This window comes from Streptosporangium minutum (genome assembly GCF_002149035.1).
Lineage (GTDB): Bacteria > Actinomycetota > Actinomycetes > Streptosporangiales > Streptosporangiaceae > Streptosporangium > Streptosporangium minutum.
Genome location: NZ_NGFP01000280.1, coordinates 1 through 11,822, shown reverse-complemented (window position 1 = coordinate 11,822; position 11,822 = coordinate 1). Strand labels below are relative to the sequence as shown.

15 protein-coding genes are annotated in these 11,822 nt (G+C 72.1%); 11 read left to right on the top strand and 4 right to left on the bottom strand.

From position 1 onward, the window contains the following. Positions 1–212 precede the first annotated feature (212 nt). On the bottom strand, positions 213–749 hold the full coding sequence (locus tag CA984_RS37780; protein ID WP_086578192.1) for a PadR family transcriptional regulator: 537 nt from the start codon (positions 747–749) through the stop codon (positions 213–215). A gap of 55 nt (positions 750–804) precedes the next feature. Between CA984_RS37780 and CA984_RS37775 the strand changes: the two genes are divergently transcribed. Beyond that, positions 805–2,145, top strand: coding sequence for an MATE family efflux transporter (locus CA984_RS37775; RefSeq protein WP_165781553.1), 1,341 nt, complete (start codon positions 805–807; stop codon positions 2,143–2,145). On the opposite strand, the gene gltX is transcribed toward CA984_RS37775, so the two are convergent. Beyond that, complete coding sequence (gltX, locus tag CA984_RS37770; RefSeq protein ID WP_031158572.1) at positions 2,039–3,370, bottom strand: glutamate--tRNA ligase; 1,332 nt, start codon at positions 3,368–3,370, stop codon at positions 2,039–2,041. The two genes, CA984_RS37775 and gltX, sit on opposite strands and share 107 nt — an antisense overlap. 28 nt (positions 3,371–3,398) lie before the next feature. Further along, positions 3,399–4,175, bottom strand: coding sequence for a fumarylacetoacetate hydrolase family protein (locus CA984_RS37765; RefSeq protein ID WP_086578190.1), 777 nt, complete (start codon positions 4,173–4,175; stop codon positions 3,399–3,401). A 285-nt stretch (positions 4,176–4,460) separates the two neighbouring features. Here CA984_RS37765 and CA984_RS37760 point away from each other — a divergent pair, with 285 nt between their 5' ends. From CA984_RS37760 to CA984_RS37730, 7 genes are all read left to right on the top strand, one after another. Then, positions 4,461–4,958, top strand: a complete 498-nt coding sequence (locus CA984_RS37760) for an Asp23/Gls24 family envelope stress response protein (protein WP_086578189.1) — start codon at positions 4,461–4,463, stop codon at positions 4,956–4,958. Beyond that, on the top strand, positions 4,955–5,221 hold the full coding sequence (locus CA984_RS37755) for an Asp23/Gls24 family envelope stress response protein (RefSeq protein WP_086578188.1): 267 nt from the start codon (positions 4,955–4,957) through the stop codon (positions 5,219–5,221). Before CA984_RS37760 ends, CA984_RS37755 begins: the two co-directional genes overlap by 4 nt. Further along, the gene (locus CA984_RS37750) at positions 5,218–5,406 is read left to right on the top strand and encodes a hypothetical protein (protein ID WP_031158565.1); all 189 of its coding nucleotides are present in this window, start codon (positions 5,218–5,220) and stop codon (positions 5,404–5,406) included. The genes CA984_RS37755 and CA984_RS37750 overlap by 4 nt, the downstream gene beginning before the upstream one ends. After that, positions 5,403–5,876, top strand: a complete 474-nt coding sequence (locus tag CA984_RS48925) for an Asp23/Gls24 family envelope stress response protein (RefSeq protein WP_086578187.1) — start codon at positions 5,403–5,405, stop codon at positions 5,874–5,876. The genes CA984_RS37750 and CA984_RS48925 overlap by 4 nt, the downstream gene beginning before the upstream one ends. Next, positions 5,873–6,553 carry a DUF6286 domain-containing protein gene (locus tag CA984_RS37740; protein WP_086578186.1) on the top strand — a complete coding sequence of 227 codons (681 nt, stop codon included), beginning with the start codon at positions 5,873–5,875 and terminating at the stop codon, positions 6,551–6,553. The genes CA984_RS48925 and CA984_RS37740 overlap by 4 nt, the downstream gene beginning before the upstream one ends. 5 nt (positions 6,554–6,558) lie before the next feature. Further along, positions 6,559–7,146, top strand: coding sequence for a hypothetical protein (locus CA984_RS37735; protein ID WP_133061895.1), 588 nt, complete (start codon positions 6,559–6,561; stop codon positions 7,144–7,146). Between the two features lie 62 nt (positions 7,147–7,208). Next, a complete protein-coding gene (locus tag CA984_RS37730; RefSeq protein WP_086578184.1) occupies positions 7,209–7,607 on the top strand; it encodes an antibiotic biosynthesis monooxygenase family protein in 399 nt (132 codons plus the stop codon). Positions 7,608–7,661: 54 nt separating this feature from the next. Here the strand turns inward: CA984_RS37730 and CA984_RS37725 are convergent, their stop codons facing one another. Further along, on the bottom strand, positions 7,662–8,258 hold the full coding sequence (locus tag CA984_RS37725) for an HD domain-containing protein (protein WP_086578183.1): 597 nt from the start codon (positions 8,256–8,258) through the stop codon (positions 7,662–7,664). 70 nt (positions 8,259–8,328) lie between these two features. Between CA984_RS37725 and CA984_RS37720 the strand changes: the two genes are divergently transcribed. From CA984_RS37720 to CA984_RS37710, 3 genes are all read left to right on the top strand, one after another. Beyond that, positions 8,329–9,339, top strand: coding sequence for a GlxA family transcriptional regulator (locus CA984_RS37720; RefSeq protein ID WP_086578182.1), 1,011 nt, complete (start codon positions 8,329–8,331; stop codon positions 9,337–9,339). 65 nt (positions 9,340–9,404) lie between these two features. Continuing rightward, entirely contained in the window at positions 9,405–10,010 is a 606-nt protein-coding gene (locus CA984_RS37715; protein ID WP_086578181.1) for a cysteine hydrolase family protein, read from the top strand. Positions 10,011–10,139: 129 nt separating this feature from the next. Beyond that, on the top strand, positions 10,140–11,822 hold a 1,683-nt coding region (locus CA984_RS37710), incomplete at its 3' end, for a heparinase II/III domain-containing protein (RefSeq protein ID WP_086578180.1).

The following is an 11,822-nucleotide window of genomic DNA, read 5'->3' as shown; positions in this document are numbered from 1 at the left end:
GGGCTCGTGGAGCGGCACGAGGAGGAGGGGGCGGGCGCGGCCCGCCGTCAGGTCCTCACCCTGACCGAGGCCGGGCGGGCGGAGCTCCTGCGACGGCTCAGGGAGCCCGCCGACCTCGACATCAGCGATCAGACCCGCTTCTTCGGCCTGCTGACCTTCCTGTCCCAGCTCCCCGGGACCGGCGCCCCGGACCCTCGGGCGGGCTCCGCCCGTCAGGCGTCCAGTTCGGCGACGGCCTCCCTGAGCCACCGCCTCTCGGCGTCGCCGGTCGCGCGGGCGACCAGGAGCATGCCCCGGTGGAAGGGGTCGGAGACCTCCTCGGCCCGCAGCGGCCTGCCGTCCCGGTAGAAGAAGCTGGCGGGGGCCTCCAGGAAGTCGAGGCGGCGGCGGAGCACCCGGGCCCGGTCCGCGCGGCCGGGGAGCTGGGACAGGAAGGTCAGCAGGCCGAAGAAGCGGGTCTGATCGCTGATGTCGAGGTCGGCGGGCTCCCTGAGCCGTCGCAGGAGCTCCGCCCGCCCGGCCTCGGTCAGGGTGAGGACCTGACGGCGGGCCGCGCCCGCCCCCTCCTCCTCGTGCCGCTCCACGAGCCCGGCCTTCTCCAGCCGGGTGATCGCCGGGTAGAGGGCGCCGTCGCTGACCGGGCGGAGATGACCGCTCAACTCCAGGATCCGGGCCTTGAGCTCGTAACCGTGCATCGGCCCCTCCCCGAGGAGGCCGAGTATCGACAGGGTCAGGTCGCCGCTTGCCATGGAAGCATCGTATCGCTATACCTCTAAACGAGCTAACTCGAAAAGAGGTATCAATATGCGTCTGATCCGCCTTGCCCTGCCCGTCTACGTGGAGTTGCTGACCGCCGTGGTCGCGGTCGGCCTGATCGATCTGCTCTGGGTCTCCGGCCTGGGCAGCCAGGCCGTGGCCGCGGTGACGGTGGCGACCACCACCGAATACCTCGCCCTGGGCGTCATCCTCGCCGTCCAGACCGGCACGACCGTCCTGGTCGGCCGGCGCGACGGCAGGGAACCGATCACACCGGTGATCCGTACGGCGTGGCTGCTCTGGGCGGCGGTCAGCCTGGCGGTGGCCGTCCCCGGGGTGCTGCTCCGCGAGCCGCTCGCCCGGCTCTTCACCGGTGACGCCGTGACGGCCGGCCTGACCGCCGACTTCTACCTGATCTCACTGGCCGGGCTCCCGGTCTTCTTCGCCCAGTCGCTGACCGACGGGGTCTTCAAGGGACGCGGCGACACCACGACCCCGATGCGCACCGCCCTGCTCTGCAACGCCCTGGTGATCGTCCTCGACCCGCTGTTCATCTACGGGCTCGACCTCGGCGTGCCGGGGGCCGCCGCGGCGACCGTGCTGGCCCGGACGGTCACGCTCGCCGTCGCGCTGATCCTTCTCGCCCGGCGGACGCCCCGCGACCGTCCGGCGCGCGCGAACCGCGCCGACGCCGTGGCCATCGTCCGCACCGGCCTGCCCATGGCCGGGGACTTCCTGGCCAGGTCCCTCGTCGGCATGGTCCTGGTGGAGGTGGTCGGCGGATTCGGCGTCGTGGCGCTGGCGGGCTACGGCATCGGCACGAAGATCATGCTGGCCGGCGTGATGGCCTTCTACGCGCTCCGCCAGGCCGCCATGATCCGGACGGCCCGCTCCGGCGACGCGGGACCCGCCCTCGGGTACGGCCTGGCGGCGGGCCTGGCCGTCGCCGCGGTGCTCAACGTCCTCGCCGCGCCCGCGGCGGGCCTGTTCACCGGCGATCCGGCGGTGGCCGCCGAGGCCGCGGGCTTCCTGCACTGGATGACGCTCTACCTGGTCCCGTTCGGCGGACTGATCTCCGTCGGCGGGGTGCTCCAGGCGAGCGGGAAGGGGAGCAGGCTGCTCACCGCCACCCTGGCGGGTTTCGCGGCCCAGCTCCCTCTCGCCTACGCGCTCGGCGCCGCGCTCGGTCTCACCGGCGTCTGGCTGGCGATGGCGGCCGGAGCCGCCCTCACGCTCGCGCTCGTCGCGGGGCCCGGCCTGCCGGGCCCCGTCCGGGCGCGTCTCAGCCCTGGAGCCTGGCGAGGGCGGCGCGGATCCGGTCCATCGAACGCTCCCGGCCGAGCGCCTCGATCGACTCGAACAGCGGCAGGCCGACGGTCCGGCCGGTGACGGCCACCCGGACCGGGGCCTGGGCCTTGCCGAGCTTGAGGCCGTGCTCGGCGCCGACCTCCTCCAGCGCGCTCTTGAGCGACTCGGAGTCCATGTTGACCTTCTCAAGACGGGCGAGATAGCCGGTGAGGATCTCCACCGCGGCGTTCTTCATGGCCTTGTCCCACGACGCCTGGTCGAAGACGGGCTCGTCCAGGAAGAGGAAGTCCACGTTCGCGGTGATCTCGGACAGGACCGCGATCCGGGTCTGGGCGAGCTCGGCGACCTTGGCGAAGGTCTCCCGGTCCCAGCTCGGGTCCAGCCACGGCTCGCAGCGGGCGACGAAGGTGTCGAGCGGCAGCGCCCGGATGTATTCGCCGTTGAAGGCACGGAGCTTCTTCTCGTCGAAGAAGGCCGGGGACGGGTTGACGTTGCCCAGGTCGAACAGCGGCACCATCTCGGCCCAGGGCATGATCTCCCGGTCGTCGCCCGGCCCCCAGCCGAGCAGCATCAGGTAGTTGACCATGGCCTCGGCCAGGTAGCCCTCCTCGCGGTAGGACTCCAGGGCGACCTTGTCGCGGCGCTTGGACAGCTTCTGGCGCTTCTCGTTGACGATGACCGGCACGTGCGCCCAGGTGGGAGGGGCGACGCCCAGCGCCTCCCAGAGCAGCTGCTGCTTGGGCGTGTTGGACAGGTGCTCCTCGGCGCGGACCACGTGGCTGATCCGCATCTCGATGTCGTCCACCACGTTGGCCAGCACGAACAGCGGGGAGCCGTCGGCACGCGCGACGACGAAGTCCTCCATCGCCTCGTTGGGGAACTCGACCGTGCCGCGGACCAGGTCCTGGACCACGGTGACGCCGTCGTCCGGGGTCCGGAAGCGGACCGCGCCCTCGGTCAGGCCCCGGTCGCGGCAGAAGCCGTCGTAGCCCTTGTGCTCCGAGCCGGTGCGGGCCTTCACCTCGTCGCGGGTGCAGGTGCAGTAGTAGGCGCGGCCGTCGGCGACCAGCTTGGCCGCCGCCTCCCGGTGCTGCTCCTCGTAGGCCGACTGGAAGTAGGGGCCCTCGAAGAACGGGCTGTCGCCGTTGATGCCGATCCAGGCCAGCGCCGAGATGATGCCCTCGGTCCACTCGGGCCGGTTGCGGGCGGCGTCGGTGTCCTCGATGCGCAGCACGAACGTGCCGCCGGACTGCTCGGCCAGCGCCCAGTTGAACAGCGCCGAACGGGCGCCGCCGACGTGGAACATGCCGGTGGGGGAGGGAGCGAAACGAACCCTAGTCACGGGAGACCACCCGGTTGGTGAGAGTGCCGATTCCTTCGATGCCGACGCTGACCTCGTCGCCGACGTCCAGCGGGCCGACCCCCTCGGGCGTCCCGGTGAGGATGACGTCGCCGGGGATCAGGGTCATGACCGCGCTCACGTGGGCGATCAGCGTCGGGATGTCGTACATGAGCTTGGAGGTGCGCGAGCTCTGCTTGATCTCGCCGTTCACCGTCGTGGTGATGCCCAGGTCACCCGGGTCGAGCTCGGTCTGGATCCACGGGCCGAGCGGGCAGAAGGTGTCGAAGCCTTTGGCGCGGGTGAACTGGACGTCCTTCTTCTGCAGGTCCCGGGCCGTGACGTCGTTGGCGCAGGTGTAGCCGAAGACGACCTCGTGGGCCCGCTCCGCGGGGACCTCCCGGCAGAGCCTGCCGATGACCACGGCCAGCTCCCCCTCGAAGTCGACCCGCTGGGACAGCCCCGTCGGGTAGGCGATGGCCTCTCCCGAACCGATCACCGAGGTGGACGGCTTCAGGAAGACCAGCGGCTCGTCGGGGACGTCCCCGCCCATCTCGCGGGCGTGGTCGGCGTAGTTCCTGCCGATCGCGACGACCTTACTGGGCAGCATGGGCGCGACCAGCTTGACCTGCGAGAGCGAGTAACGCTCACCGGTGAACTGGATCGGGCCGAAGGGGTGCCCGGAGATCGCGGAGATGAACTCCTCGCCGGGTCCGCCCTCGACCACGCCGAATCCGACACCCTCACCTGTGGAGAACCTCGCTATACGCACACGACAAGGCTAGTCGCGCCCGCGGTCCCGCCGGACCGCCGCCCGGCGGCGAGTCGGCCACCGGCCGGCGGACCGGCGCCGCCGCGCCGTGCGGGGAGCGCCGCACACCTTCCCGGCCCCCCGGAGCAGACCAGCTTTGGACATGTGCCGCTAAACAGACTTACTGCACATATCCAGGATTTCCCCACGAAAAGGTATGTCCCGGTTGCTGTTCTTATGGGGGGTATTACGCCCTGTAAGCAGCGTTGGGAAGCACCCGGCTTCCCCTCGGGGGAAGGAATCGACGTGACCGAAGCCAACACGGTGAACGTGCCGAAGGGCGACGAGAACCCGGTGCCGCGGGCTCGGGCCGACGCCCCGGGCGGCCAGGGGGGCCTGGCCACTCCTAAGGGGAACACGAGCATCGACAGCGGGGTCGTAGCGAAGATCGCCGGCCTGGCGGCCCGGGAGGTCTCGGGCGTCTACAACATGGGCGCCGGCACCGCACGGGCGCTCGGCGCGGTCCGCGGCATGGTCGGCGGCGACAAGAGCGTCACCCAGGGTGTGTCCGTCGAGGTGGGCGAGCGGCAGGCGGCCGTCGACCTCGACCTGGTGGTCGAGTACGGCGTGGCCATCCCGGACGTCGCCTCCGCCGTCCGCCGTAACGTGATCATGGCCGTCGAGCGCATGACCGGGCTTGAGGTGACCGAGGTCAACATCAAGGTCGACGACGTCCACATGCCCGGCCAGGAGAAGGACGAGGGCGGGTCGGAGGACGCCGAGCAGGGGCCGCGCGTCCGGTGAGCGAACTCGCGCACGAGATCGCCGACGCCGTACGGCGATGCCCCGACGTCGCCGACCTGTCAGGTGGCCCCTTCGGAACCGTGGCGACCTACCTGCCCGGCGAGAGGGTGTCCGGCGTCGCGTTACGCGACGACGAGGTGGAGGTCTCCATCGTCGTCCAGATGGGGCGGCCACTGCCGGAGATCGCGCAAGAGGTGCGTACGGCGATCGCCCCGCTTGTGGGTGACCGTCCGGTGAACGTCTATATCGGAGGTATTCGATGAACCAGTTCCCCGTATGGAGCGTCGTCGGCCTGTTCGTCGGCATCGTCCTGGGCTTCGCGGCGGCCTTCGGCGGCCTCGGCGCGTTCCTTCTGGTGCTCGTCCTGGGCGCCGTCGGACTCCTCATCGGCCGCATCGTCGAAAGCGGCGAGATCGACCTGTCCCGGCTGGGCGTGAGGCGGCAATGACCACACCGGTCGAGCACCGCGCCACGCCCACCGAGGCGCCCGCGGACGTGCGCGGTCTCCCCGCCCAGCGTCCGGGAGGCACCTCCCCCGCGGACGCGGCGCTGTCCGCCCCGCCCGCTCGGCCGGTACGGCCGGCCGTACCGGCCGAGCGGCGTGGGAAGACGGACATCCCGGAGCGGGTGGTGTCGCGCATCGCGGCGCGCGCGGCCCGGGAGGTGGCACGGGTGCGGGAGGTCCGCGAGCGGGGGCCGCTGACCTTCGGAGAGCGCACCCGCGCCACCCTGGACGGGGACCTCACAGTGCTGAGACTGGACGTGTCGGTGGAGTATCCCGCTCCGCTCCGGCAGGTCACCGAGGCGGTCCGGCGGCACGTCGCCGACCGGGTCAGCGTGCTGACCGGTCTGCACATCGACCACATCGACATCGACGTGACCGGCGTGGTGCCGTCCCGGGGAGAGGACGGCCGATGACGGCCACCTCCGGTCCTCCCCACCGAACCTCCGGGTCGAGTCCCGCACCGGAGACACCGGCCGCACCCGGCGCGGCGCTCACGGAACAGGCCCCGCCGCCCACGCCCGCCGAAGTCCCGAGGAACCGGGCGGCGGACCGGGCGGCGGTCAAGGCCTTCCGTCCGCGCCGGGTGGTCCCCGCCGTGATCACGGCCGCCCTGATGACCGTGATCGGCGTCCTGACCGCGGTGGAGACGATCTCCGCGCTGCTCGGCCGCCCGGTGCGCTGGGTGCCGTACGACCGGATGCTGGGCTGGGCCTCCTCGACACCGTGGAGCGACCCGCGGGTGATGCTCGGCGCGAGCGTGGTCACCGCGCTCGGCCTGCTGCTGGTGCTGCTGGCGCTCGTCCCCGGACGGCCCAGGTTCATCCCGGCCAGGACCGGCGACCCCGACCTGGTCATCGGCGTGCAGCGCCGCGGCTTCACCCGGTCCCTGGCCCACGCCGCCCGGCAGGTCCAGGGCGTCGACCACGCCCGGGTGCGGCTGCACGGCACGACCGCCCAGGTGACGGCCGGCAGCCACCTGCGGGACACCACGGGGCTGGCCGAGGCCGTACGGCTGGCCGTCGCCGACCGGATCGCCGCGATCGCTCCGGTGGACGACTATCCCGTCCGCGTGAACCTGCGAGGAAGGTGATCGCCTTGGACAGGAGGACCCCGAGGGGCAACCGGCTGGGGCTGCTGATCATCGGGCTGCTGCTGACGGTCCTGGGCGGCTTAACGGTCGCCCGTGGCGCGGGCGCGTTCCCGCAGAACCTGGCGCCCGCCCGCGAGCCGCTCGTCAACGGCCCGGTGCGCGAGGCCTTCACCCGCTACGACCCGTGGCTGTGGTGGGTGGTCGCCGCCGCCGGGATCGTGCTGGCCCTGTTCGGCCTGCGCTGGCTGCTGGTCCAGGGACGGCGTGCCAGGCTGGGCGACATCCGCCTGGCGAGCGGCCCCGGAGGTGTCACCGATCTCCACACCGGCGGCGTCACCGACGCGATGGCCGCCGACATCAGCGCACACCCCGCGATCCTCGGCGCCAGCGCCGCGATGGTCGGCACCGACACGCATCCGGAGGTGCGGGTGCGCGTGGTGGCCGCCGAGAGCCTGCCGATGAGCGCGATCCGCGAGCAACTGGACGGGGTGGCCATCCCGCACATGCGCCAGGCGCTGGAGACCGAGCACATCCCGGCCGTCGCCCAGGTGACCCTGGAGGAGCCGCCGCGCTCCCGCAGGACCGTCGCCTGACGGCGCGGCCGGGGAGGCGGCGCTCGCGGTACGGCGGGGGTCGGTAGGGCAGGATGGGTCACATGAGCGTTGTCAAGATCAATGTGCTGACCGTGCCGACGGAGATGCGCGAGGAGCTGGAGCGCCGCTTCTCCGGGCGGGCCGGGATCGTGGAGTCGGCGGACGGGTTCGAGTGGTTCGAGCTGCTCCGCCCGGTGGAGGGCACCGACCAATACATGGTCTACACCCGCTGGCGGTCCGAGGAGGACTTCAAGCGCTGGACCGACAGCCAGGCCTTCCAGAAGGGCCACGCCCAGGCCGGCGGCCAGGAGCAGGGCCACGCCCAGGAGCAGGGGCACGGCCACGGCCAGGCCGCCGGCCAGGGGCACGGCCACGGTCAGGGGCCGGCCGCGACCGGAGCCCAGCTCTGGTCGTTCGAGGTCGTCCAGAGCACCGGCCCCGCCTCCGCCTCCGGCTCCTGACCCGATCGGCGGCCGGGCCCCGGCCCGGCCGCGCGGGCGTCCCGTACCGGTCTGTCAGCCGTCCAGCGCGTTCGCCCGGATGCGGTCGGCGACGCCGCCGCGGACGAACGCGGCGGCCAGGCTGTCCGGCTTGCGCCCGGCCTGGCCCCTGAGGCAGGCGATGAACTCCTCGCCGATCCCCAGCCTCGGGTAGCGCTCCAGCACCTCGGCCCGGAGCCCGGCGGGGAAGTCCTCCGGCCGCCGGCCGGAGATGTCGAGGGCGGTGGACAGCTCCAGGAGGTGGCCCTCCGGATCCTCGGCGAGGTCCACCTTGTCCCACATGTGCCGCACGATCACCTCGGAGGCGCGCACGCGCCGCTCGACGGGCCACCCGGCCCCAGCGGCGAAGACCCACGCGAGATGCCCTCCGGCCTCCTCGAACGGCACGGTGTGGCTGTCGAACTCCTTCACCAGGCCGATGTCGTGCAGCATCGACGAGACATACAGCAGCTCGGCGTCGAAGGCGATGCCGTTCGTCTCCGCGTAGGCCGCCGCCCACAGGTAGGCCCGCACCGAGTGGTTGAGCAGGGCCGGTGAGCAGTAGGCGGTGGCGACCTCCAGCGCCCCACGGGTGGCGGAGGTGTCGGGGATCACGATGTCGGCGAATCTCATGCGGCCAGCCTCTCCCGGTGGGACAAGGTACGCGAGTGGCCGGGAAGCCAGCCGTCGATAGAATCCCGCCATGGGGTTCACGACCGTCGCCGTGGTGCTGTTCGACGAGATCCCGCTGTTCGAGGCCTCCGTGCCGATCGCGGTCTTCGGGGAACGGCTGGGCGGCCCGCCGGAGTTCGACGTGCGCGCGGTCGCCGCCGAGGGCGGCCCGGTGCGCACGGACGCCGGCATCGCCCTCGCCGCGCCGTACGGCCTGGACGCCGTGGACGAGGCGGACCTGGTGATCGTGCCGACCTGGCGGCGGCCGCTCGGCCGCCCGCCGGCGCGCGAGGCGCTGGAGGCGCTGCGCCGGGCCCACGAGCGCGGGGCGACGGTGGTCGGCCTCTGCCTCGGCACGTTCGTCCTCGCCGCCGCCGGCCTGCTGGACGGGCGCACGGCCACGACGCACTGGCGCTACGCCCCGCTGCTCGCCTCGGCGTACCCGCGGGTCCAGGTCGAACCCGATGTGCTCTACGTGGACGAGGGCGACATCCTGACCTCCGCGGGGAGCGCGGGCGGCATCGACCTCTGCCTGCACCTCATCCGCCGGACGTACGGCTCGCGGACGGCCAACGACATCGCCAGGAGCCTGGTGGTGCCGCCGCACCGGGCCGGCGGCCAGGCGCAGTACATCGACCACCCGGTGCCGGCTCCCGCCGACGGCGACCCGCTCGGCGAGGCCCTCGACTGGGCCCTGCGCCATCTGGACCAGGAGCTCAGCGTGGACGCCCTGTCCGCCCGCGCCCTGATGAGCCGCCGCACCTTCGACCGCCGCTTCCGTCAGGTCACCGGCACCACGCCCACCCAGTGGCTGCTCCACCAGCGGGTCCTGCACGCGCAGCGGCTGCTGGAGACGACCCGGGAGCCGGTCGAGCGGGTGGCCCGCAGCGTCGGCTTCGCCTCGGCGGTGGCCCTGCGGCCCCATTTCCGCCGCCAGGTCGGGGTCTCCCCCACCGCCTACCGGGAGACCTTCGGCGGCCCCGGCGCGACGGGCGCGACGGCCCCCGCCGCGGAGCGACGGGCCGTCCGCGGGCTGGCCTGATCGTCGCGGTGGATGGCCGGAAGGGCTCTCACATCCCCGCGGCCCGCTCCACCAGGCTTGGGGGCATGAAACGAGCACTGATCGTCATCGACGTCCAGAACGAGTACTTCACCGGCGCCCTGCCCATCACCCATCCCCCGCGCGAGGAGAGCCTGGCCGCCGTCCTCACCGCCATGGACACCGCGCGCGAGCACGGCGTCCCGGTGGTCGTGGTCCAGCACACCTCACCCGCCGGCTCGCCGCTGTTCGCCGCCGGCGGCCACTCGTGGGAGCTTCACGAGGAGGTGGCGCGCAGGCCGTACGACCACCTGGTGGAGAAGACGATGGCCTCGGCCTTCGCGGGGACGGGCCTGGCCGGCTGGCTGGACGCCCAGGGGGTCGACACGCTGACCGTCGCCGGATACATGAGCCAGAACTGCGACGAGTCCACCGCCCGCGACGCCCACCACCGGGGCATGGCCGTGGAGTTCCTGTCGGACGCGACCGGCACGCTCGCCCTGTCGAACCGGGCGGGCAGCGTGACGGCCGAGGAGCTGCACGACCACGTGCTGGTGGTGATGGACTCCAACTTCGCCTCGGTGGCCACCGTCGCGGAGTGGGCCGGCGCGGTCAGGTCCGGCGAGCCCCTGCCGCGCCCGAACATCTGGGCCAGCACCCGGGGACGCGCCTGAGGAGCGTCAAACGTCCGGCACGCATCTAGTTGCTAACGATGTCCTGGAAGAGGTCCACCCGGCTTGACCGGTTTGGTGGGATTCGGACAGCATGATCCGCCCTCTTCATCTGGCCTGGAAGGAACTGGCGTGCGCCGCCGCACCACACCACTCATCCTCTCGTTCATCCTCCTCGTGGCCTGCGGCGCGGCGGTCGGCACAGCGGAGGCCGCGGACAAGGTCAAACGCACGACCGAGTGCCAGGGCGACTGGTTACCGGCGACACCGACGGCGCCGGACATCATGAACGGCGAGCTGGAGTTCCTGGATCTGGCCCCGGTGAAGGTCGGCAAGAACGTCAACTGGCGTACCGATCCCTACCGCAACCGCTCGTGGAGCATGGTCTTCCACTCCCTGCGCTGGATGGGCCGCCTGGTCGCCGACTACGAGACGACCGGGCAGGCGGCCTACCTGACCCGTGCCACCGAGATCGCCAAGGACTGGGTGGCGGACAACCCCCGCCGGGGCGGCGCCAAGGCCAGCCCGTACGCCTGGCAGGAGCACCCGATCGCGCTGCGCGCCCCCGCGCTGGTCTGCCTCAGCAAGCATGTCAGCGCCTCCTGGCTGACCGGCAGCCTGGCCGAGCACGCCAAGATGCTGTCCGACCCGAGACTGTACGAGAAGGGCCACAACCACGGGATCGACCAGGACATCGCGCTGCTGGGCATCGGCTGCCGCTACGGCAACGGCTCGTGGGCCGGTCTCGCCGTCAAGCGGCTGACCGAGACCGTGAAACTCGACGTCGACTCCCAGGGGGCGCTGCGCGAGCAGGCCCCGCGCTACGCGATCTACGTCCACCAACGGCTCAAGGTCGCGATGGACGGGATCACGGCGTGCGGCCGGAAGGTGCCCGGCGAGATCACCCGGCGCTGGGAGTCTCTGGAGGACTTCATCTCCCACTCCACCCAGCCCAACGGGTTCATGGTCCCGATCGGGGACGGCGGCGCGGATGTGCGGCCGGTCGGCTACGACCACCCGAAGAAGACCGTGCGGGTGTTCGGCAACGGCTACGTCTACGGGCGCACCGCCTGGGACAAGCCCGAGTCGGCGTTCTACTCCATCCGCTTCGGCCCCGGCCAGAAGTACCACGGCCACGAGGACCACCTCGGCGTGACCTACTACGCCCAGGGCCGCGACGTCCTGGTCGACGTGGGCTTCCACTCCTACGAGAACAACGGCTACCGCCGCTGGACGACGTCCCCGGAGGCGCACAACACGCCGTCCGTCGTCGGCGCCGGGTTCCGCAACAGGACGGCCACCGCCCTGAGCAGGTCCTCGATCGGGGAGAGCCGGCAGAGCTACCGGCTGACCGACAGGGCCTACGGCGTGCCCAGGACCCGCTCGGTGCTGGTCAACCACGAAGAGGACGTGATGGCCGTGCTCGACACGGTCCCCAAGGGCTCCCGGGTCCACAACCTCTGGCACTTCGCCCCCGAGCTGTCCACCGTGTCGAACAGCGGCGGCCGGGTCGTGGTCAAGGACAAGGTGGGCTGGAAGGCGACGCTGGTCCAGGTGGCGATGCCCTCCTGCAAGCCGGTGAGCGGGCTGGAGGTGGTCCGCGGCCGGCAGAACCCCTACCAGGGCTGGGTCTCCCCCGCCTACCTGCAGAAGCAGGCAGCCCCCGCCGTCGTCTCCCCCGCCTCGCCCCACTCGCTGCTGACCGTCGTGGTGCCGGGCACCGACAAGCCCTCGCTCTCCTGCGCCGGCGGCAAGGTGAGCCTGGAGACGTCCAAGGGCGCGGTCAGCTTCCGGGTCAGCGGCTCCGACCTCTCC